This is a genomic window from Amycolatopsis sp. NPDC048633 (genome assembly GCF_040650695.1).
In the GTDB taxonomy this organism is placed as follows: domain Bacteria; phylum Actinomycetota; class Actinomycetes; order Mycobacteriales; family Pseudonocardiaceae; genus Amycolatopsis.
Genome location: NZ_JBEZHS010000017.1, coordinates 112,844 through 130,296 on the forward strand (window position 1 = coordinate 112,844; position 17,453 = coordinate 130,296).

At 71.0% G+C, this 17,453-nt stretch carries 20 protein-coding genes; 12 read left to right on the top strand and 8 right to left on the bottom strand.

Features of this window, described 5'->3' with window-relative positions; genetic code table 11:
* Positions 1-389 precede the first annotated feature (389 nt).
* Genes AB0C38_RS27840 through AB0C38_RS27855 form a run of 4 tightly spaced genes read left to right on the top strand, consistent with a single transcriptional unit; the run spans position 390 to position 3,779 of the window.
* Positions 390-1,142 (top strand): SDR family oxidoreductase, encoded by a 753-nt coding sequence (locus AB0C38_RS27840; protein ID WP_360678552.1) that lies wholly within the window; start codon positions 390-392, stop codon positions 1,140-1,142.
* Positions 1,139-2,194 (top strand): phosphotransferase family protein, encoded by a 1,056-nt coding sequence (locus AB0C38_RS27845; RefSeq protein ID WP_360678554.1) that lies wholly within the window; start codon positions 1,139-1,141, stop codon positions 2,192-2,194. Before AB0C38_RS27840 ends, AB0C38_RS27845 begins: the two co-directional genes overlap by 4 nt.
* Complete coding sequence (locus tag AB0C38_RS27850) at positions 2,195-2,851, top strand: histidine phosphatase family protein (protein ID WP_360678556.1); 657 nt, start codon at positions 2,195-2,197, stop codon at positions 2,849-2,851. It abuts the gene before it with no gap.
* Positions 2,852-2,861: 10 nt separating this feature from the next.
* On the top strand, positions 2,862-3,779 hold the full coding sequence (locus AB0C38_RS27855; protein WP_360678558.1) for an SMP-30/gluconolactonase/LRE family protein: 918 nt from the start codon (positions 2,862-2,864) through the stop codon (positions 3,777-3,779).
* A 4-nt stretch (positions 3,780-3,783) separates the two neighbouring features.
* Here the strand turns inward: AB0C38_RS27855 and AB0C38_RS27860 are convergent, their stop codons facing one another.
* The gene (locus AB0C38_RS27860) at positions 3,784-4,299 is read right to left on the bottom strand and encodes a hypothetical protein (protein WP_360678560.1); all 516 of its coding nucleotides are present in this window, start codon (positions 4,297-4,299) and stop codon (positions 3,784-3,786) included.
* Between the two features lie 36 nt (positions 4,300-4,335).
* On the opposite strand from AB0C38_RS27860, the gene AB0C38_RS27865 reads away from it, so the two are divergent.
* Both AB0C38_RS27865 and AB0C38_RS27870 read left to right on the top strand, forming a co-directional pair.
* Positions 4,336-4,719, top strand: a complete 384-nt coding sequence (locus AB0C38_RS27865; RefSeq protein WP_360678563.1) for a VOC family protein — start codon at positions 4,336-4,338, stop codon at positions 4,717-4,719.
* Between the two features lie 39 nt (positions 4,720-4,758).
* Entirely contained in the window at positions 4,759-5,460 is a 702-nt protein-coding gene (locus AB0C38_RS27870) for a tyrosine-protein phosphatase (protein ID WP_360678565.1), read from the top strand.
* Between the two features lie 4 nt (positions 5,461-5,464).
* On the opposite strand, the gene AB0C38_RS27875 is transcribed toward AB0C38_RS27870, so the two are convergent.
* From AB0C38_RS27875 to AB0C38_RS27890, 4 genes are read right to left on the bottom strand one after another with little or no spacing between them, the layout of a single operon-like run.
* Positions 5,465-6,292, bottom strand: a complete 828-nt coding sequence (locus AB0C38_RS27875; protein ID WP_360678567.1) for an enoyl-CoA hydratase family protein — start codon at positions 6,290-6,292, stop codon at positions 5,465-5,467.
* The gene (locus tag AB0C38_RS27880) at positions 6,289-6,981 is read right to left on the bottom strand and encodes an SDR family oxidoreductase (RefSeq protein ID WP_360678569.1); all 693 of its coding nucleotides are present in this window, start codon (positions 6,979-6,981) and stop codon (positions 6,289-6,291) included. Before AB0C38_RS27880 ends, AB0C38_RS27875 begins: the two co-directional genes overlap by 4 nt.
* Positions 6,978-8,495, bottom strand: coding sequence for a benzoate-CoA ligase family protein (locus AB0C38_RS27885; RefSeq protein WP_360678571.1), 1,518 nt, complete (start codon positions 8,493-8,495; stop codon positions 6,978-6,980). The genes AB0C38_RS27880 and AB0C38_RS27885 overlap by 4 nt, the downstream gene beginning before the upstream one ends.
* Positions 8,488-9,240 carry a creatininase family protein gene (locus AB0C38_RS27890; protein ID WP_360678573.1) on the bottom strand — a complete coding sequence of 251 codons (753 nt, stop codon included), beginning with the start codon at positions 9,238-9,240 and terminating at the stop codon, positions 8,488-8,490. The genes AB0C38_RS27885 and AB0C38_RS27890 overlap by 8 nt, the downstream gene beginning before the upstream one ends.
* A gap of 47 nt (positions 9,241-9,287) precedes the next feature.
* On the opposite strand from AB0C38_RS27890, the gene AB0C38_RS27895 reads away from it, so the two are divergent.
* The 5 genes from AB0C38_RS27895 to AB0C38_RS27915 all read left to right on the top strand — a co-directional run bounded on the left by AB0C38_RS27895 (position 9,288) and on the right by AB0C38_RS27915 (position 14,132).
* On the top strand, positions 9,288-10,103 hold the full coding sequence (locus tag AB0C38_RS27895; RefSeq protein WP_360678575.1) for a PaaX family transcriptional regulator C-terminal domain-containing protein: 816 nt from the start codon (positions 9,288-9,290) through the stop codon (positions 10,101-10,103).
* The gene (locus tag AB0C38_RS27900; protein WP_360678577.1) at positions 10,100-10,894 is read left to right on the top strand and encodes a tryptophan 2,3-dioxygenase family protein; all 795 of its coding nucleotides are present in this window, start codon (positions 10,100-10,102) and stop codon (positions 10,892-10,894) included. The genes AB0C38_RS27895 and AB0C38_RS27900 overlap by 4 nt, the downstream gene beginning before the upstream one ends.
* Positions 10,891-12,084, top strand: a complete 1,194-nt coding sequence (locus AB0C38_RS27905) for a kynureninase (RefSeq protein WP_360678579.1) — start codon at positions 10,891-10,893, stop codon at positions 12,082-12,084. The genes AB0C38_RS27900 and AB0C38_RS27905 overlap by 4 nt, the downstream gene beginning before the upstream one ends.
* A 168-nt stretch (positions 12,085-12,252) precedes the next feature.
* A complete protein-coding gene (locus tag AB0C38_RS27910) occupies positions 12,253-13,326 on the top strand; it encodes a Glu/Leu/Phe/Val dehydrogenase dimerization domain-containing protein (RefSeq protein WP_360678581.1) in 1,074 nt (357 codons plus the stop codon).
* Complete coding sequence (locus tag AB0C38_RS27915) at positions 13,323-14,132, top strand: serine hydrolase (RefSeq protein WP_360678583.1); 810 nt, start codon at positions 13,323-13,325, stop codon at positions 14,130-14,132. The genes AB0C38_RS27910 and AB0C38_RS27915 overlap by 4 nt, the downstream gene beginning before the upstream one ends.
* Here the strand turns inward: AB0C38_RS27915 and AB0C38_RS27920 are convergent.
* A complete protein-coding gene (locus AB0C38_RS27920) occupies positions 14,117-15,064 on the bottom strand; it encodes a LysR substrate-binding domain-containing protein (protein ID WP_360678585.1) in 948 nt (315 codons plus the stop codon). The genes AB0C38_RS27915 and AB0C38_RS27920 overlap by 16 nt on opposite strands.
* An 84-nt stretch (positions 15,065-15,148) precedes the next feature.
* Between AB0C38_RS27920 and AB0C38_RS27925 the strand changes: the two genes are divergently transcribed.
* Positions 15,149-16,102: an MBL fold metallo-hydrolase gene (locus AB0C38_RS27925; protein WP_360678587.1), complete on the top strand. Its 954-nt coding sequence runs from the start codon at positions 15,149-15,151 to the stop codon at positions 16,100-16,102.
* 51 nt (positions 16,103-16,153) lie between these two features.
* Here AB0C38_RS27925 and AB0C38_RS27930 read toward each other — a convergent pair whose 3' ends face one another.
* A complete protein-coding gene (locus AB0C38_RS27930; RefSeq protein WP_360678589.1) occupies positions 16,154-16,339 on the bottom strand; it encodes a DUF5302 domain-containing protein in 186 nt (61 codons plus the stop codon).
* Positions 16,340-16,421: 82 nt separating this feature from the next.
* Positions 16,422-17,378: a winged helix-turn-helix transcriptional regulator gene (locus AB0C38_RS27935; RefSeq protein WP_360678591.1), complete on the bottom strand. Its 957-nt coding sequence runs from the start codon at positions 17,376-17,378 to the stop codon at positions 16,422-16,424.
* Positions 17,379-17,453 lie beyond the last annotated feature (75 nt).

The window sequence follows — 17,453 nt, forward strand, 5'->3', positions numbered from 1 at the left end:
GCACGTTAGCAGGATCTCCCCGGCCGTCCGCGCCCGTCTTCGCCCGGGTTGCCGGTGGCCGGGCCCCGGCGGCCGATCAGGCGAACGGGCTAGTACTGGCAACTGTGAACCATTGCCCCGGCCTGGGCGGACGCGCTTGTATGACCTTGCCCGCGCCGGTGGCTCCGCCTCCCCCTCACGGCCCATCCGGGTGCGGGCACAAGCCGTGGACAACGGCTCCGGCTCACCCGGCCGCGTTGTGCGACCGGCCGGGGTGGCCGCGCGATGACCGGTGGCCCGGCGACGCCCCCAGCGCCGGGCCACCGGTCTTATTACTTCCGGGTAGCCTCCACCTTCCTCCCCTCCACCACCCTCAACGGAGGCGCTTCGCGCCGCTGTAAGTTCTGGGCATGACGGTCCGGAAGAACATCCTGATCACCGGCGCGAGCAGCGGTTTGGGCGAGGGTATGGCCCGGCAGTTCGCGGCGAAGGGGCGCAACCTGGCCCTGTGTGCCCGGCGCACCGAGCGGCTCGAGAAGCTCGCGGCCGAACTGACCGCCGCGCACCCGGGGATCAAGGTCGTCACGCGCACCCTCGACGTCACCGACCACGACCGCGTGTTCGCCGTCTTCGAAGAGTTCCGCGCCGAGCTGGGGTCCCTCGATCGGGTGATCGTGAACGCCGGGCTCGGGAAGGGCCAGCCGGTCGGGAAGGGCCGGTTCGACGCCAACCGGCAGACCCTCGAGGTCAACTTCGTCGCGGCCGCCGCCCAGATCGAAGCCGCCGCCGGGATCTTCCGCGAGCAGGGCGCCGGGCACCTCGCCGTCGTCTCGTCGTTCAGCGCGATCCGCGGCCTGCCGGGCAACCTCACCGCGTACGCCGCATCGAAAGCCGGGATCTCGGCGTTCGTCGACGGCACCCGGCTGGAACTCAAGCGCAAGGGCATCACCGTCACCGACATCCGGCCGGGCTACATCGAGTCGGAGATGAACGACCGGATCGGCAAGAACCCCTTGCTGGCCAAGGCCGAAAGCGGGGCGCGGGCCCTGGTCAAGGCGATCGAGGCCGAGCGCGCCCGGGCCTACGTCCCGGCGTGGCCGTGGGTGCCGCTGAGCCTCGCGATGCGCGTGGTGCCGGCGTCGGTGCTGCGGAAGTTCGCATGACCACCGTCGAGGTGCGCGAGGAAGACGCCTTCGACCCGGCCGCGGTGCACGCCTGGCTGGCCGGGCGGGTCGAGGGCCTCGGGGCCGAGCCGCCGCGCGTCCGGCAGTTCCCCGGCGGCGCGTCGAACCTGACGTACCTGCTGACCTACCCCGGCCGCGAGCTGATTCTGCGCCGCCCGCCCGCCGGGCCCAAAGCGGCGTCGGCGCACGACATGCGGCGCGAGTACCGCGTGCAGCACGCGCTGCGGCCGGTGTTCCCGTACGTGCCGCGGATGCTGGCGTTCGGGGACGACCCGGCCGTGCTCGGCGGCGACTTCTACGTCATGGAGAAACTGGACGGCCTGATCCTGCGGGGCGACCTGCCCGACGGCGTGACGCTCACGCCGGAGCAGGCGCGGGCGCTGTCCGGCAAGGTCGTCGACCGGCTGGTGGACCTGCACGCCGTCGACGTCGGGAAGGCCGGGCTCGCCGACCTCGGCAAGGGCGCGGGGTACGTCGGACGGCAGATCCGCGGCTGGTCGGACCGGTACGTCGCGGCGCGCACGGACAACGTCGGCGACTTCGCCGAGGTCCGCGCGTGGCTGGCCGCGAACCAGCCCGGCGAGGTGAAGATCTGCCTGATCCACAACGACTACCGCCTCGACAACCTGGTCCTCGACGGCCCGTCGACGCTGAACATCGCCGGGGTCCTCGACTGGGAGATGGCCACGCTCGGCGACCCGCTGATGGAGCTGGGCAGCATGCTCGCCTACTGGGTCCAGGCCGACGATGACGACGTCATGCAGGCGAGCCGCCGCCAGCCGACGCACCTGCCCGGGACGTTCACGCGCGAAGAGTTCGTCGCGCGGTACGCGGAGAAGACCGGGCTCGCCGTGGGCGACTGGCGGTTCTACGAGGTCTACGGCCTGTTCCGGCTCGCCGCGGTGCTGCAGCAGCTGTACCGGCGCTACCACGACGGCGCCACCCGCAACCCGGCGTTCAAGGACTTCTGGCAGTTCGTCGGGTACCTCGACTGGCGCTGCCGGGAGATCATCGCGAAGGGGAGTGCCTGAGTGGGCGCGATCTACCTGGTCCGGCACGGGCAGGCGTCGTTCGGGGCCGAGGACTACGACGCGCTGTCCCCGCGCGGCTTCGACCAGTCCACTGTGGTCGGTGCGGAACTCCTGCGGCGCAACGTCTCCTTCAGTCAGGTCCGGTCGGGAACGCTTGCGCGGCAGCGGGACACCGCGGCGACGGCGCTGAAGGTCGTCGGCACCGATGTCCCGGTCGTCGAGGACGCGCGCTGGAACGAGTACGACCACGTCGACATCGCTCTGCACCACGCCGGAGGTGCGCCGCAGGAGGATTCCCGCGCGTACCAAGGGCTCCTGGACGCGGCGCTGACGGCGTGGACCTCGGCCGGAGACGGTGGCCCGTGCGCCGAGACGTGGCCGGCGTTCCTAGCCCGCTGCCGGGACGCGCTCACGGACCTGGTGGCGTCGCTGGGCAAGGGCGAGCACGCGGTCGTGTTCACCTCCGGCGGCGTGATCGCCACGCTCTGCGGCCTGCTGATGGGGACGCCGGAAGCCGGGCTGCTCAAGCTCAACCGCGTCACGGTCAACGGCGGGATCACGAAGCTGGTGTCCGGCCGTGGTGGCGTTACCCTGTTGTCCTTCAACGAACATCCGCACTTCGAGGCGGACGCGGCCCGGTTGCTCACCTATCGGTAGGAGGCGCTCGATGCGGTTCGGCGAGGTCACGGTCATCCCGGTGAACGGGCACGGCCCGGAGGACGTCGTGGTCGACGGCGAAGGCCGGATCTACGCCGGCGTCGACGACGGCCGCATCCTGCGCCTGTCACCCGACGGCCGGCGCATCGACGTCATCGCCGACACCGGCGGGCGGCCGCTGGGGCTGGAGCTGTACGGCGAGGACGAGCTGCTGATCTGCGACGCGCGGGCTGGCCTGCTGGTGGTGCCGCTGGCCGGCGGCGCGGTTTCGACCTTGGCCACTTCCGCTTTGGGTCTCGACTTCGTGTTCTGCAACAACGCCGCGGTGGCTGCCGACGGGACGGTGTACTTCACGGACTCGTCGCGCCGCTTCGGCATCGACAACTGGCGCGACGACCTGATCGAGCAGACCGGCGGCGGCCGGCTGCTCAGGCGTTCCCCGGACGGCTCGATCGACCTGCTCCTCGACGGCCTGCAGTTCGCGAACGGCGTGGCCCTGGCCCCGGACGAGTCGTTCGTGGCGGTGGCGGAGACGGGCGAGTGCCGGGTATCCCGGGTCTGGCTGCGCGACGGCCGGTCGGACGTGTTCGTCGACGGGCTGTGGGGCTTCCCGGACAACATTTCGACGGGCACCGACGGGCTGATCTGGATCACGCAGGCATCCCCGAAGGTGCCGGCGCTGGACGTGGTCCGCCGGATGCCGGCGTTCCTGCGGGCGGGCGTCCGCGCGCTCCCGACGTCGTTGCAGCCCCGGCCCGGGCGTGAGGTGGGAGTCCTGGGCGTCGCGGCGGACGGCAAGGTGGAGCGCGAGCTGCGCGGCGAGATCGACGGGTTCCACATGCTCGTCGGGGTGCGGGAGTGGCAGGGGAAGCTGTACTTCGGTTCGCTGGAGGAAGACGCGATCGCGGTGACGGCAACCCTCAGGTGATGCGTCAGGACCAGGTGCGGCGCAGCCGTATGACGATGCGCCAGAATGTCATGCGCGTTCGACGGAAGACGCGTCCGGCGATCGTATCGAGCCGGACGAGCTGTGACCCATACCTCGACCACCTGCGTCCGGCGGCGTCGACGAATTCGAGTCCGCGGACTGCGCAATCCTCACTTGTCTCGAGCAGGACGATGGTTTCACCCGGACCGACGGCGTGCTCATAGTCGGGCTTCTTGCCACCTCTGTCTGTATCTTCGCCGAAGGTCTTCGAGAGGCGTAGCGCTGACGGGTTGCGGTAGCCGACTGTTGACCAGATGAGCAGACTCGTGCACGGAAGGTCGCTCGCGTTTTTGATGAGGATGCGGTGTGGTTCATTCTCAGTGCGGGATCGCTGCACCCAGGCGGCTACTTTGTTCGCTTGGTCGCGCACCTTCTCGCGCCGATCACGCTGGACAACGGTCAACGTCAGCACGAGCGCGAGCCCGCCGAAGTACGCCGGAACATTGCCCCAGTCGACCATCGAGCAAGCATATGGGGCGCCACCTAGCATGAGAACATGCTGAGCAATGTCCGGTTCGAATCGCGTCTCCCGACCCAGGACCTCGAACGCGCCCGGCGCTGGTACAGCGAAAAGCTGGGCCTCGAGCCGGTCGAGGAGCGCGAAGGCGGACTCCGCTACGAAGGCGCGTCGGGAGTCTTCTGCCTGTACGCCTCGGCAGGCGTGTCCGACGGGTCCTTCACCCAGGCCGGGTTCTACGTCGACGACCTCGAAGCGGCCGTCGCGGCCCTGCGCGAACGTGGCGTGGTCTTCGAGGAGTACGGGGACGGCGGCATCGTCGAGATCCAGGGGAACTACCCGAGCAAGGGCAGCGGCGAGCGGGCCGCGTGGTTCCGCGACAGCGAAGGCAACCTTATCGGCCTCGCCGAAGTCGTGCCCTGAGCGACCCAACCGGAACGGTGGCCGACGCGTCCTGCGGACATGACCGGTGGCAGAGAGCTTTTGTGGGACGGGTGTGTCAACGTCCGTGATCTGGGCGGGCTGGGGCAGGTCAGGCCGGGCGCGATCGTCCGGATGGAGGCGCCGGATCGGTTGAGCGAGGCCGGGTGGGCGGCGGCCTGGGCCTACGGGGTCCGGACCGTCGTCGATCTGCGGAATGCCGACGAATGCGGGCCGGACCGCGCGCCGAGGCCGACCGGGATCACGACCGTGCGCGCACCGCTGGACCCGGTGGGCACGCCCTTCTACGAGCACTGGGAAAAGATCGACAACCTGGGCTCTCCGCTGTACTACCCGGCCCTGCTGGCCGAGCACCCGGAACCGGTGATCGCCGCCGTGCGGGCCATCGCCGGCGCCGCGCCCGGGTGCGTGGTGATCCACTGCGCCGGCGGCAAGGACCGGACCGGGCTGCTCGCCCTGGTGCTGCTCACGCTGGCCGGCGCGGCTCCGGAGGCGATCATCGCCGACTACCTGCTGACCTACGACCGGATGAAGCAGCGGTACGACGAGCTCGGGGCCCGGGACCAGCTCACCGCGGTGACCGAGGTCCTCGCGAGCCACGACACGACCATCGAAGCGTCCCTCACCTCGACGGTCGCGTCGCTGACGATGCCCGGCTTCCTCCTCGGGAACGGGCTGTCCGAACCCGAGCTCGCGACCTTGCGAAACCGCTTGCTCGCTTGAGAGGTCAGCGGCCGGTCCACCGGGGTTCGCGCCCGGCGGACCACGCCGCGTAGAACTCCTTGTGGTCCTTGGCTGTCATCAACAGTGCCTGCGTCATCGCTTCCAGCTCGATCGCGCTGCCCAGGTCCATGTCCAGCTCGCGGGTCAGCAGCACCTTCGTCGTCGCGTACGCCAGCGCCGGGCCGTCCGCCAAGCGGCGGGCCAACGCCGAAGTGGTGGCCGCCAAGTCAGTATCGGGAACCACCTGCGTGGCCAGACCGATCTCGGACGCCCGCGACGCCGACACCTTGTCGCCCAGGATCAGCAGCTCCGTCGCGCGGCCCAAGCCCACCAGCCGGGGCAAGAGGTACGCCGACCCCATGTCCGCCCCGGCCAGCCCCACCTTCGTGAACAGGAATGCGAACTTCGCCGACTCCGCCAGCAGCCGGAAGTCACTCGCCAGGGCGATCACCGAACCCGCGCCCGCCGCCACGCCGTTCACCGCCGCGATCACCGGCAGCGGGCACTCGCGCAGCGCCTTCACCACCGCGCCCGTCATGCGCGTGAACTCCAGCAGCTCCGCCGTCTCGAACTTCTGCAGCTCGCCGATGATCTCCTCGACGTCGCCGCCGGAGCAGAACCCGCGGCCCTGCCCGGTGATCACCAGCACCCGCACGTCTTCGTGCTGCGGCAGCTCCAGCACCAAGTCCCGCAGGTCGGCGTAGACGTCGAACGTCAGCGCGTTCAGCTTCTCCGGCCGGGTGAACGTCACGGTCGCCACGCCGTCGGAAACGGTGAACCCGAAGTGTTCCCACTCCTTCGTCAGCGGTGCGGTCGCGCGGAACGGGCTCATGACTGGATTCCTCCGCCGTCGAGTACGAGGGTCTGGCCGTTGATCGCGGCGGCTTCGGGCGCCGCCAAGAAGGAGACGGCGAACGCCACCTCCGAAGGTTCCAGCAGCCGGCCCAGCGGGGACGCCGCCGCCAGCGCCGACTCCGCGTCGTCCACCGAACGTCCGGTGCGTTCCTGGATGCGCGCCACCGAAGTCGCCGTCATGTCGGTGCGCACGAACGCCGGGCAGACCGCGTTCGCCGTGACGCCGGTGCCGGCCAGCTCCGCCGCGACCGCCCGCATCAGCCCGGCCGCCGCGTGCTTCGACGCCGTGTACCCGGCCGTGTAGCGGTAGCCGACGTGCGACGCCGTCGACGCCACCGTGACGATCCGGCCGCGGTCCCGCGAGCGCATCCCCGGCAGCACCGCGCGCGTGCACAGGAACGCGCCGGTCGCGTTCACCTCGATCTGCTCGCGCCAGTCGGCCAGCGACGTCCGCGAAAGCGGTGCGCTGGAAGAGATCCCGGCGTTGTTCACGAGCACGTCGACCGGTCCCGCCGCCGCGAAGTAAGCCGTGACGGCGTCTTCGTCGGTGACGTCGCATTCGGCCCGGCCCGGCGCGAGCACCTTGTCTCCCGCGGACCGGAACCGCTCGGCGATCGCGGCGCCGATCCCGCGCGTGCCGCCGGTGACCACGACCAGGCGGCTCATGCCGGGCCCGCCAGCGCGCGCCGGTCGAGCTTTCCGTTGGCGGTCCGGGGAAGTTCCGTCATGAACACCACTTCGCGGGGGTACTTGTGCTTGGCCAGGTGGGCTTTCGCGTGGTCCTTCAGCTCGTCCGCGGACGCCGCCGCACCGGCCCGCAGGACGACGTACGCGCGCGGCACGACCAGGCCGTCGACCTCGTGGCCGACCACCGCGCAGTCCACGACCGCCGCGTGGCCGAGCAGGCAGTCCTCGATCTCGCCGGGCGCGACGAACACTCCGCCGACCTTCAGCAGCGCGTCGGCGCGGCCGTGGTGCCGGAAGAACCCCTCGGACCGGCTGAACAGGTCGCCGGACGTCAGCGTGTCGCCGTCGAACGTCTTCTTGGACTTCTCAAGATCGCCGAAGTACTCCAGCGCGATCGTCGGCCCGGTCACCCGCAACGGCCCGATTTCCCCATCCGGCAACGGGTTTCCCAGCTCGTCGACGACCTGCGCGCGGTAGCCGGGCACCTCGGTGCCGAGCGTGCCGGCCCGCGCGGCACCCGGGCGGTTGGACAGGTAGATGTGGTAGGCCTCGGACGAGCCGATCCCGTCCACGACCGGCACCCCGAAGGTCGCGTCCCACCGCCGGTGCAGCTCGGGGGGCAGCGCCTCGCCGGCGGACGTCGTCATCCGCAGGCAGCTCAGGTCCTGCTCGGCGGCGGCCGGGTGTGCGACCATCGCGCTCATCATGGTCGGCACGTTCACGAGGACGGTCGGGCGGTGGCGGGCGATCAGCTCGAACATCAGGTCCGCCGTGCTGCGCTCGGGGAACGCGATCCCGGCCGCGCCGACCCCGAACGGGAACAGCGCCACCAGGTCGCGCGCGTAGCCGAAGAACAGCTTGGGCACGGCGAGCACGCGATCGTCCTCGTGCAACCCGAGCACCTGGACGGCGTACCGCTGGAAGCTCTCGATGGGGCTGCGCAGGGTGTGCACGCACGCCTTGGGCGCGCCGGTACTGCCGGTGGTGAACTTCCAGATCCCGACGTCGTCCACAGTGGTCGGCGCCGCTTCCAACGTGTCCGGCGCGGCGTCCACGAGTGTCCGGAATGGACGTTCGCCGGGGAGCAGCTCGCTCTCCGGAACTCCGGTGACCAGCAGGTTCCGCGCGCCCGCCGAGCGCAGCGCGGGCAGCGTGACGGCGTCGGCGACCACCGCGACGGCCTCGGTGTAGCCGAGGTAGTACGTGTAGTCCTTGGGCTGGAGGAACGGGTAGACCTCGGCGGTGACCGCGCCGATCTTCTGCGCGCCGTACCAGGTCGCGACGAACTCTTCGCCGTCGCTCAGCGCGAGCAGCACGCGCTGTCCTTTGCGGACACCGGCGTCCCGCAGCACGTGCCCGACGCGGTTGGCCAGCCGCGCCAGCTCGTCGTAGCTCACCGACCGATCCCCGACGAACAGCGCGGTCCGGTCGCCTCGCCCCGAAGCCACGTGCCGGTCGAGGAAGTACGTGGCGAGGTTGAACGGCTCACTCACGGGCCAGCTCCCGGATCGCTTCCACCAGCAGGTCGGTCAACGTCGAGAAGGTTTCGAGGCCCTCTTCCGCGGTCGCTTCGGCGGGCTGGCCGCAGTAGGCGGCGGACATCCCCATCTCGCGGAAGCCGCCATCCTCGGGGGCCGAAGCGAGGCTCACGGGCACGTGCGGCAACGTCCGCATCAGCGGCTGGTCGACCAGCTCGGGCCGGTCGGCGAGCACGAGCGACGTCTCGTAGCGACCCGCGTGGCACTCGCCGGAGCGGAACTCCTCGGTCAGCCGCTGCGCGTGCCGCCGCCGGACCAGGTCGAGCAGGGCGACACGCCCGTCGTAGGCGAAGTTCAGCGTCTCGACCGCGCGCCTCAGCGTGATCAGGTGCGCGGGCTCGAAGTGGTTGTTGACCAGCAGGATCCGCCGGAGCCGCTGGCCGATCAGCGCGGCGCCGATGTCGACGAGCAGCGAGTGCAGTGTCTCCTCGCCGATGTGGACACCGCCGGCGAACCCGGCCGCGAACCGCGTCACGCCGTAGGGCACTTCGGGCAGCACGAGCACGTGGACGTCCTCGTCGGCGGCCAGCCGGTCGGCCGCGCGCTCGCACATCCCGCGGGAGATCAGCGGGTCGGTGCTCAGCGGCGCGTGCGGCCCGTGCGGCTCGATCGCGCCCAGGGGGAGCAGCAGCACCGGCGTGCGGTCGCCGTCCGCCAGTGCCGCGACCTGCCGCGAGCTGAGGTCCGCGAAGTACGTCACGCAAATCAAGCTACACCGCAGCGGCCTGAGGTGTATAGAGTTGCCGCATGCCCGGAGATGCCTTCGACGCCAGCCCCCAGGAGCTGGTCGTGACGTTGCTGGGCAGCTACGTGCACCCGCGCGAGACGCGCCGGGTGTGGTCGGGCGGCCTGGTCGCGGTGCTCGCCGAGCTGGGCTTCTCCGACGGCGCGGCCCGGATCGCGCTCACCCGCCTGGTGCGCCGCGGCCTGCTGCAGCGCCACCGCGAGGGCCGCACCGTGCACTACTCGCTGACGCGCCGCACCATCGTGTTGCTCGACGACGGCGACCACCGGATCTTCTCCCTCGGCCGCCGCGAGCGCGCCGCCGGCGAGTGGACCGTGCTCTGGCAGAGCATCCCGGAGAGCCGCCGCCAGGCCCGGGAACGCCTGGTGCGGCGGCTGCGGTTCCTCGGGTTCGGGCCGTACCAGGACGGCACCTGGATCGCCCCGCACGACCGCGAGGCCGAGGTCATCGCCCTGCTCGGCGAGTTGGACGTCGCCGAGCACGCCGGGCTGCTGCTCGGCCGGCCGTCGGCCGCGCTCGACGTCCGCCGCTTCGCCGGCCGGGCCTGGGACCTCGACGAGCTGGCCGCGCGCTACACCGCGTTCGTCGGGCAGTTCGGCGGGCACGCGGGCAAGGACACTTCGGACGCCGAAGCGTTCGAGGTCCACGCCCGCCTGGTGCACACCTTCCGGGCGTTCCCGTCGCTGGACCCGGAGCTGCCCGCCGACCTGGTGGCCGCGCCGGCGTGCCGGGCGGCGGCGGTCGAGTTGTTCCACGATCTGTACACCGCGCTGGCTCCCGCTGCCCAGCGCCATTTCGACGAGGTGACCAAGGGATGACCGAAACCAGCCAAGCGACCCAGGAAGCCTTGAGCTACACCTCGTACCTTGCGCTGGACGAGGTGCTGGAGGCCCAGCGTCCGCGTTCGGACGAGCACGACGAGCTGCTGTTCATCGTGATCCACCAGGTGTACGAGCTGTGGTTCAAGCAGATCCTGCACGAGGCCGAGTTCCTCCAGGAGAACCTGGCCGCGGGAAAAACCGCGCACTCGATGCGGATCCTGCGCCGGATCCTGACGATCCTCAAGGTCGCCGTCGCGCAGATCGACGTGCTGGAAACCATGACGCCCAGCCAGTTCACGAGTTTCCGCACCCGTTTGGACGCTTCGAGCGGCTTCCAGTCGGCCCAGTTCCGCGAGCTGGAGGCGGTGCTCGGACGGCGTGACGAGCGCGTGTTCGCGCACTACCCCGAGGGCGGCGAGCAGCGGAAACGCATCGCCGAAGCGATGGCCCGGCCGTCGTTGTTCGACTCTTTTCTCGCGTACCTCAAGGTTTCTGGCTACGCGGTCGAGTGTGACCGAGACGTCACTCGACCGGTGGAGCCCTCCCCGGCCCTGCAGGCGATATTGCTGGACGTGTACAGCGACGACGGCGGACCGTCGGTCGTCGCGGAATGTCTGGTGGATCTCGATGAAGGGATGCAGGAGTGGCGCTACCGGCACGTGAAGATGGTCGAACGCACCATCGGCGACAAGACCGGGACGGGGGGATCATCCGGCGCGACCTACCTGCGTACCACGCTCTTCCAGCCGATGTTCCCGGATCTCTGGGCCGTACGGAGCCGACTGTGACCACTTTGGACGACCTGCGCGCTGACCACAACGCGCTCGCCCCGCACTACTCCCGGTTCGGGGTGGCCGACCGCCTGCTCCTGTCCGGGCACTCGCACCAGGCGTGGCCGGACGTCGCGGAGGAGGGCCTGCGCGAGTCCTTCGCGGACGCCGCCCGCGACGTCGACGAGAAGTGGGGGCGCGCGTTCGCCAAGGCCGACGAACTGCGCGCGGGGTTCCGCCTGCTGCTCGGCGACCCGCACGGCGAGTACGCGCTCGGCGCGAGCACGCACGACCTGGTGCTGCGCTTCCTCTCGGCGATGGAGCTGCCGCGAAGACCGCGCCTGGTCACCACCGACGGCGAGTTCCACACCCTGCGCCGCCAGCTCGCCCGCCTCGAGGAGGAGGGCGTCGAGGTCGTGCGGGTGCCCCTGGAACCGGTGACGACGCTCGCCGAGCGCGTCGCCGGGGAAGTCGACGACAACACCGCGGCGGTGCTGGTGTCGGCCGTGCTGTTCGAGACGTCCCGGCTGGTCCCGGGGCTCGCGCACCTGGCCGACTCCTGCCGCGACCGGTCGATCGAGCTGGTCGTCGACGCCTACCACGCGCTCGGCGTCGTGCCGTTCCCGCTGCACGACCTCGGGCTCACGAACGCCTGGGTGCTCGGCGGCGGCTACAAGTACCTGCAGCTCGGCGAGGGCAACTGCTTCCTGCGGCTGCCCGCGCACGCCCAGGAGCTGCGGCCGGTGATCACCGGCTGGTACGCCGAGTTCGGCGCGCTCGCCGACGAACGACGTCCCGGCGGCGTCGCCTACGCCATGGGCGGTGACCGGTTCGCCGGCGCCACCTACGACCCGGCCAGCCACTACCGCGGTGCCCGGGTCCAGCGGTTCTTCGCCGAGCAGGGCCTCACGCCGGAGTTCCTGCGCGAGGTTTCGCAGCACCAGGTGGGGCTGCTCGCGTCGGTGTTCGACTCGCTCGGGTTGCCCGAGGACGCCGTCACGCGGGACCGCTCGGTGCCGCCGGAGCGGCTCGGCGGGTTCCTCTCGCTGCGCTGCGCCGACGCTTCCGGGCTGCAGGCGGCACTGGCCGCCCAGGGCGTCCGCACCGACAGCCGGGGCGCCCACCTGCGCTTCGGCCCGGCGCCGTACCTCTCCGACACCCAGCTCGAGACGGCGATGAACGCGCTCGACAAGGTGGTCCGCGGCTGATCACTCCCTTACCCGTCCGTATCGCGGGACCTCTACTGGTCTGCGTTCCGGAAGGGATCTAGGTTGGTGCCGGGAACCCGGGGCGGACGACCTCCGCACCGGCTCCCGACAACCGCTGAAGCGCGTCCCGGCCACGAACCGGACGCGGGAGACAAAGGAGTCACCACCGTGACCGAAGGAGTGTTCGCCCGGTCGTCCGGGCACGAACAGGTCGTGTACTGCCACGACCAGGCCAGTGGCCTGAAGGCCATCATCGGCATCTACTCCACGGCGCTCGGCCCCGCCTTGGGCGGGACGCGCTTCCACCCCTACGCCACCGAAGCGGACGCGCTCGACGACGTGCTCGCGCTGTCCAAGGGCATGGCGTACAAGAACGCGCTGGCCGGGCTCGACCTCGGCGGCGGCAAGGCCGTCATCATCGGCGACCCGAAGACGCTCAAGTCCGAAGCGCTGCTGCGCGCGTACGGGCGCTTCGTGCAGTCCCTGAACGGCCGCTACATCACCGCGTGCGACGTGGGCACGTACGTGCAGGACATGGACGTCGTGGCCCGCGAGAGCCAGTACGTCACCGGCCGTTCGCCCGAGGACGGCGGTGCCGGCGACTCGTCCGTGCTCACCGCGTTCGGCGTCTTCCAGGGCATGCGGGCCTCGGCCGAGCACGTCTGGGGCAGCCCGGACCTGGCCGGCAAGCGCGTCGGCGTGGCCGGCGTCGGCAAGGTCGGGCACATCCTCGTCGGGCACCTCGTGGACGCCGGCGCGCAGGTGACGATCACCGACGTCTACGCGCCCGCGATCGAGCGGACCCGGACCATCTACCCGTCTGTCCAGGTTGTGTCCGATGTGGACACGCTGCTGCGGGCCGAGCTGGACGTCTTCGCGCCCTGCGCCCTGGGTGGCGTCCTGAACGACGAGACCGTGCCGGTGCTCGGAGCCCGGATCGTCTGCGGCGCGGCGAACAACCAGCTCGCGCACGCCGGCATCGACAAGCAGCTCGCCGACCGAGGTGTGCTGTACGCGCCGGACTACCTGGTCAACGCGGGCGGCGTGATCCAGGTCGACGACGAGCGCCACGGCTTCACCTTCGAGCGCGCGAAGCGCAAGACGACGGCGATCTACGACACGACGAAGGCCGTGTTCGCGCTGGCCGAGACCGACGGCGTGCCCCCGGCAACGGCGGCCGACCGGCTCGCCGAGCGCCGGATGGCGGAGGTCGGGCGGCTGCGGTCCATCATGACCGGGTGAGTCTTTGTCCCGAAGAGATCTTCTCGGCGGTGGGCGTGCGGGGTTTCCTGCACGCCCGCTGTCTCGGTTCCGCTGCTTCCGTCGGTGTGGACGCCGATTCCCTCGTCGTCCTGGCGTCGGTGGTGAAGGTGCCGCTGGTCCTGGAGTTCGCCCGCCAGGTGGCGGCGGGCCAGCTCGACCCGACGGACCGGGTCCGCGCTTCGGCGGCCGACCGCCTCGGCGGCAGCGGTACGGCGGGCTTCGCCGACGACGTTTCGTACAGCTTGCGGGACGCGGCTTTGCTGGCGTTGTCGGTGTCGGACAACACGGCCGCGGACCTGCTGTTCGACTGCGTGGGCGTGGAGAACGTGCGGTCGCTGCTGGCGGAGCTGGGCTTGACGCGGACTTCCGTCATCGGCGCCCCGCGGGATCTCCTGCGCACGATCATCGACGACACCGCGGCCGGACTTCCCTTGCGGGCGTTGGATCCTTTGCGGACTTCCGCGACGACACCGCGTGAGATGACTGGCTTGTTGTCGGCGATCTGGCGCGACCCCGGGCCGGGCGCGCAGGTCCTCGAATGGATGTCGGCGCAGGTCAGCTGGCACCGGTTGACGGCCGGGTTTCCCCCGGAGGTCGCGGTGGCGGCGAAGACGGGGACCATGCCGGGGATTCGCAACGAGATCGGCATCGCGACGTACCCGGACGGGAGTGCGTACGCGGTGGCGGTGTTCACGGTGGGCGGAGCGGAGACGTTGCGACGACCGGACATCGACCGCGCGATCGGCGACGCGGCCCGGGCGGCGGTGGATCAGCTGCGGTCGTAGAACACGTCCCACGGGCGTGCCGCGCCCGGGTCCGGCGGCACGAGGCTCGAGACGCCGTCGTCCCTGAGGACGCCGGCCGCGATTTCGGCGAGTCTCGACGCCTGCGGGTGCGGGCTCGTCGACGGCCACGCGAACGCCGTCCGCGCCCGGAGGACTTGGTCGGTCAGCGGCCGCCAGACCACCCGCGGCTCCTTGCGCGCCCGCGGCTCGAACGCCACGCCGTGCCCCGCCAGGACCAGGCCGAGCACGAACTCCGGGTTGCGCGCGTGCCGGATGGACGCCGGGCGGAAGCCGTGGTCCCAGCACGTGCGCAGCAGCGCGTCGTAGCTCCCGGGCGCCGCCGCGCGCGGGGCGTGCACCAGGCCTTCCCCGGCGAGGTCGGCGAGGGCCAGCTCGGACCGGCGGGCCAGCGGCGAGTCCCGGGGGAGGACCACTCCCAGCGGCGTGTCGACGGCCGGCCCGAGGTCGAGCCCGACGACGTCCACCGGCAGCTGCAGGAGGCCGGCGTCGAGCTCGCGGTCGGCGAGGAGCCGGGCCTGCTCGGCGGTGGTCAGCTCCTGCAGGTCGAGCCGGACGGCGGGGTGCTGCGCGGCGAACTCCGTGAGGATCGCGGCGAGCACCCGGCCGGGCAGCTCCGGCGGCACACCCGCGCGCAGGGCGTCCAGCTCGCCGCGTTCGGCCTTCGCGACGAGCGCCGTCATCCGGTCCCAGCGGCTCAGGAGATCTCTTGCTTCGGCGCGCAGCACCTCGCCGGCTTCGGTGAGCGTGACGCGGCGGCCGCGGTCGAACAGCTTCGCGCCCAGCTCGGCTTCGAGCCGCTTCACGCGCTGACTCAACGGCGGCTGCGCGATGCCGAGCCGGTCGGCGGCGTGGCCGAAGTGCAGTTCCTCGGCGACGACCAGGAAGTAGCGCAGCGAACGGAGGTGGTCCACGCTGCGATGATACCCGTCCGCATATCGACATGCCGACGTCTCGATCTTGGACAGCCGCGCCGGGTCCGTGATCGGGTGCCCGGTATGAACACAGGACTCAGCAGACGCGGGCTGTTCGGCGCGGGCGCGGCGGCGGCCACGATCCTCGCCGGGGTTTCGGCGGCCTCGGCGGCTCCGGTGCCCCGGGGGACGTCGCGGATGACGTTGCGGTGGTGGGGAAACAACGGCTGGGAGATCCGCGTCCCCGGCTCGACCGGGACCAAGACGGTCCTCATCGACCCGTGGTTGACGAGGTTCAAGACCGGGACGTACACGCCGGCGGGCGCGGACCCGCGCACCCCGCTCTCGGTGAACAAGGCGCTGATCGACGGCTACCTGGACCGCGGCGAGCTGCGCGCGGACCACATCCTGGTGACGCACGGCCACTACGACCACCTCACCGACGTCCCCTACCTGGCCAAACGCACCGGCGCGACGGTACTGGGCACCGAGACTCATTTGAGTCTCATGGCCGCGCTGGGCGCACCCGAGGACCAGCTGGCGATCGCGACCGGCGGCGAGGACCTGACGTTCGACGGCTACTCGATCCGCGTCTTCAGGTCCCTGCACTCGGCGACGGGCGAGCGGGCCCGGGTGCCGTTCCCCGGCTCGAGGCCGTTGTCCCGCCGGGATCGTCCTCGCGTGATCGAGGACCTGTACGAGGGTGGAACGCTGGCGTACCAGGTGACCGGCGGCGGCGCGAGCGTCCTGGACTTCGGCGGCTCGAACTACGTCGAGTCCGAGCTGGCGGGGTTGCGCCCGGACGTGGTGCTGGTGCCGGCGGGCGGCGCGAAGGTGACGCAGTACGTACCGAGGCTGCTGCGCACGCTGGGCAACCCGCGGTACGTCGCGGCGACGCACTGGGACGACTTCGACCTGCCGCTGGGCCAGGCGAAGGACCCGAACGGCGGCTTGGAGGTACTGCGGAAAGCCGTGGCGGCGGCGAGCCCGGCGAGTCAGTTCGTGGCGTTGGACCACCTGGGCGAGCTCACGCCGTAAACGCAGCGAAGGCCCCCACCGCGTGCGGTGGGGGCCTTCGGCACCAAAAGCTCAGCCGCTCTTGCGGCGGAAAGTCCTCTTGTTGGCCGCCGGGCCGTGGGCGTGCTGGTTCTTGCCGCCGGCGTTCTCGTGGGACGCTCCCGAGCGGGCGTGGGCCTGCTTGCGCTCCAGCGCTTCCCGGAACTTGCGCTTGACGTCGTCCTCCTCGCCGCTGGGCGACGGATTCGGTTCACTCATGCTTACCTCCGGAACTGACGACGTGTGACCGCTCCAGCCTGGCATCAGACATACCGCTTGGCGAGTCGATTACGTCACTCGGTCAGCGTTTGGGGGTGGGCACTCCGCCGAACTGCACCGACTGGCGGGTCAGCGGCCGGCCACAGTGGTCGCACAGCAGCATCGGCTGCAGCCGGTTGCCGCATTCGACGTGGTTCAGCGTGATGTCCGGCTCCTGGCCCACCACCTCGAACCCGCGCGACCACTCCGCGATGAACGCCAGCGCCGGGAAGAACGCCAGGCCCTTCGCCGTCATCCGGTAGTCGCGTGCGTCCGTCCGGGTCGTGGCCGTGCCGGTGCGCAGCACGCCGACCTCGACGAGCTTGCTCAGCCGGGCCGACAGCACGCTCGGCCCGATGCCCAGCTCGCGTTCGAACTCGGAGAAGTGGTGGCAGCCGAGCAGGGCCGACACCAGCAGGCCCGTCGACCACCGGTCGCCGAGCAGTTCCATCGTGTCGGGGAAGAACATCATCGGGTCGCCGGCCAGCGATTCGGCGTCCTTGCGGCGGAAGCGCTTGGACGCCGTCGCCGCCGCGACACCCGTGCTGTCCAGTCGCGAAGCGCGCACGTCCCGGGCGTCGACCCGGCGGCCGCAGGCGCCGCAGCCGAGGGGTGCTGATGTAGCCAGCTCGCAGTCGAGGTGGATCAGCGTCGGCAGCACCTCGCGGCGGCCGTCGACCCACTCGCGCTCCCAGGCCCAGATCGAAATCAGCAGCGGCCACAGCTCCAGGCCGCGCTCGGTGAGCCGGTACTCGTGCCGCGTGCGGCGCGCGTCCCGGTACGGCACGCGCGCGAGCATGCCCGCGTCCACCATGTCCCGCAGCCGCCCGGAAAGCGCGGTCGGCGAGATGCCCAGCCGCAGGCGCAGCTCTTCGTACCGCCGGAAGCGCAGGAACAGGCTCTGCAGGATCAGCAGCGTCCACTGGTCACCGACCAGTTCGAGTGCCCTGCGGAGCGGATCGCCCGCGGGCCGCACGCGCTGTGCAGTCGCTTCTGTCACCGACATCCCCCTTGTTACCTCGTGGCCCAGCGTACACCTGGCTACAGCAAAAGAAGCCTATTGACACCTGGGTAC

Bases quoted from the DNA above. Each gene is read 5' to 3' on its own strand.
- AB0C38_RS27875 (WP_360678567.1), bottom strand. From the start codon at position 6,292: ATGAGCCCGTTCCGCGCGACCGCACCGCTGACGAAGGAGTGGGAACAC.
- AB0C38_RS27900 (WP_360678577.1), top strand. From the start codon at position 10,100: ATGACCGAAACCAGCCAAGCGACCCAGGAAGCCTTGAGCTACACCTCG.
- AB0C38_RS27870 (WP_360678565.1), top strand. From the start codon at position 4,759: ATGACCGGTGGCAGAGAGCTTTTGTGGGACGGGTGTGTCAACGTCCGT.
- AB0C38_RS27925 (WP_360678587.1), top strand. From the start codon at position 15,149: ATGAACACAGGACTCAGCAGACGCGGGCTGTTCGGCGCGGGCGCGGCG.
- AB0C38_RS27840 (WP_360678552.1), top strand. From the start codon at position 390: ATGACGGTCCGGAAGAACATCCTGATCACCGGCGCGAGCAGCGGTTTG.
- AB0C38_RS27895 (WP_360678575.1), top strand. From the start codon at position 9,288: ATGCCCGGAGATGCCTTCGACGCCAGCCCCCAGGAGCTGGTCGTGACG.
- AB0C38_RS27930 (WP_360678589.1), bottom strand. From the start codon at position 16,339: ATGAGTGAACCGAATCCGTCGCCCAGCGGCGAGGAGGACGACGTCAAG.
- AB0C38_RS27845 (WP_360678554.1), top strand. From the start codon at position 1,139: ATGACCACCGTCGAGGTGCGCGAGGAAGACGCCTTCGACCCGGCCGCG.
- AB0C38_RS27860 (WP_360678560.1), bottom strand. From the start codon at position 4,299: ATGGTCGACTGGGGCAATGTTCCGGCGTACTTCGGCGGGCTCGCGCTC.
- AB0C38_RS27855 (WP_360678558.1), top strand. From the start codon at position 2,862: ATGCGGTTCGGCGAGGTCACGGTCATCCCGGTGAACGGGCACGGCCCG.
- AB0C38_RS27865 (WP_360678563.1), top strand. From the start codon at position 4,336: ATGCTGAGCAATGTCCGGTTCGAATCGCGTCTCCCGACCCAGGACCTC.
- AB0C38_RS27880 (WP_360678569.1), bottom strand. From the start codon at position 6,981: ATGAGCCGCCTGGTCGTGGTCACCGGCGGCACGCGCGGGATCGGCGCC.